This is a genomic window from Heyndrickxia coagulans DSM 1 = ATCC 7050 (assembly GCF_000290615.1).
In the GTDB taxonomy this organism is placed as follows: domain Bacteria; phylum Bacillota; class Bacilli; order Bacillales; family Bacillaceae_C; genus Weizmannia; species Weizmannia coagulans.
Map to the genome: position 1 here is coordinate 1 of NZ_ALAS01000076.1, position 1,275 is coordinate 1,275.

At 47.5% G+C, this 1,275-nt stretch carries 1 protein-coding gene; it reads left to right on the forward strand.

The genetic code is table 11. The features are described from left to right. Nucleotides 1-218 precede the first annotated feature (218 nt). Nucleotides 219-962: an SDR family NAD(P)-dependent oxidoreductase gene (locus IC21_RS03220; protein ID WP_017552631.1), complete on the forward strand. Its 744-nt coding sequence runs from the start codon at nt 219-221 to the stop codon at nt 960-962. Nucleotides 963-1,275 lie beyond the last annotated feature (313 nt).

The following is a 1,275-nucleotide window of genomic DNA, read 5'->3' on the forward strand; positions in this document are numbered from 1 at the left end:
AAAAAATAGATGGAAAAATTTTCTAAATGTGGATAAGTCATTTTATCATAAAACATCTAAAAACTGATGAATTTACTCTTCAGAACTGATCCCGGCTGTACATTGTTGCTTTTTTGATATAATGATGGTAAGACTGGAAATAGGCGACGTGGACGGCCTCGGAGAAAATGCCGGCTGTGCATGGTTTTTGTATGATTTGACATAGGAAGGTGAACGCGGTGAAACTGAAAAATAAAGTGGCTGTCATTACAGGCGGCGCTTCCGGAATCGGGGAAGCAACGGCCTGGCTTTTTGCAAACGAAGGTGCGAAGATTGTCATCGGGGATGTAGCGGAATCCAAGATGGAAATTGCCGATAAAATCAAAGAAACCGGGGGAGAAGCCCTTTTTGTCCATTGTGATGTTTCCGATAAATACAGTGTCAAACATTTGATGGAGAAGGCGACAGATACTTACGGGAAGCTTGACATTCTGGTTGCGTGTGCCGGAATTCCGGAAAAGCACGGGCCTGTCCATGAACTCGACCAGGATTACTGGCAAAAAGTTTTGGACATTAACTTAACCGGTGTGATGCTCTCCAATAAATATGCGATCCCGTATATGCTGAAAAATGGAAAAGGCGCGATTGTCAACATGGGCTCTTTTATGGCCCATGTCGGAATTACCAACAGTGCGGCCTATTCCGCCGCCAAAGCCGCAGTTGTGAATTTGACGCGGGCGGAAGCTGTCACGTATGCCAAACAGGGCATCCGTGTCAACAGTGTCTCCCCTGGCACGACAGAATCCCCGGCGCTGAAATATTTCACAAAAGAACAAATTCAGGAAACCATTGACCACAATCCGATGGGCAGGCTCGGTAAGCCGGAAGAAGTGGCGAAAGCCGTCTTGTTCCTTGTAAGCGATGACGCATCGTTTATTACCGGCACGGACCTTCATGTGGACGGGGGCTATACGGCACAATAAAAAACACCATCCGGGGAAAACCGGATGGTGTTTTTTTGGATGAAACCGGTTTTTTGAAAGAACCGGGCCCCTTCGAGACGTCTTTATCCATACCGATTGTCGCCCGCCGATATTTATCCCCCGCCTGCCCGGTGGGAGATAAGGAAATCCGATAAACAGGGCCTGCCGACAGATGGGGAAGATAAGCAAACAGGGCCGGTGCCCTAAGCCGCAGGCCGGCCGCGTATGTGTAAAATTTTACTCGAAGGGGCAGATGAGTGGAAAAAAATGGGAAGACGCTCTATCATCTAATTGTACACTTCAAGATGAACAT